Source organism: Streptosporangium sp. G11 (assembly GCF_051192615.1).
GTDB lineage: Bacteria > Actinomycetota > Actinomycetes > Streptosporangiales > Streptosporangiaceae > Streptosporangium.
Genome location: NZ_JBPJUQ010000372.1, coordinates 1 through 557 on the forward strand (window position 1 = coordinate 1; position 557 = coordinate 557).

1 protein-coding gene is annotated in these 557 nt (G+C 65.7%); it reads right to left on the reverse strand.

The features are described from left to right. Positions 1-44: 44 nt before the first annotated feature. A partial coding sequence (locus ACSDR0_RS51090; RefSeq protein ID WP_435296215.1) for a transposase occupies positions 45-557 on the reverse strand: 513 nt, incomplete at its 5' end.

Genomic DNA, 557 nt, shown 5'->3' on the forward strand with positions numbered 1-557 from the left:
GAGGATGTCCCGCGGCTCGTGGAACTTGAAGAGCGGTCCCGCGGTCAGGCGACGTTCTCGTTGTAGCAGCTTGAAGTGGCGTTCTGGGGCGTGACGTGCCGTTCCAGCGCGGCGCGGAGCTTGGGCAAGTGCAGGAAGCCGTTCACACGGCGGAACTGCTTGGCGGCCTCGGCCATGCCGGCCGCGCACCAGCGCAGGGCCATCTGCCCGTTCTTCCAATTCTTGACATTGGCGGCGTGATCGCGGCAGATCGAGATCATCGACTCGATGGGATTGGTCGAGCGAAGGGAACGCGCGAGGGTTGGTGGCACACCCAGTCGCAGGACGGTCAGCGTCTCATCCATTCCTTCCCGTAGCGAGGCGGCCGCGCCCGGGTATTTCTTGTCCAGCTCGGCGGCCAGGGCGGTGAGCCCGGCCTCGGCGGCCAAGAGCGTGTCGGCGTGGTAGGCCTCCCGCATCCGCTTCTCGGTCACCGCGCGCAGCTTGTCAGGGAGCTTGTCCCGGACATTTCTGATCTTGTGGAGCTGGCAGCGCTGGATCACCGGATGGTCGAACAC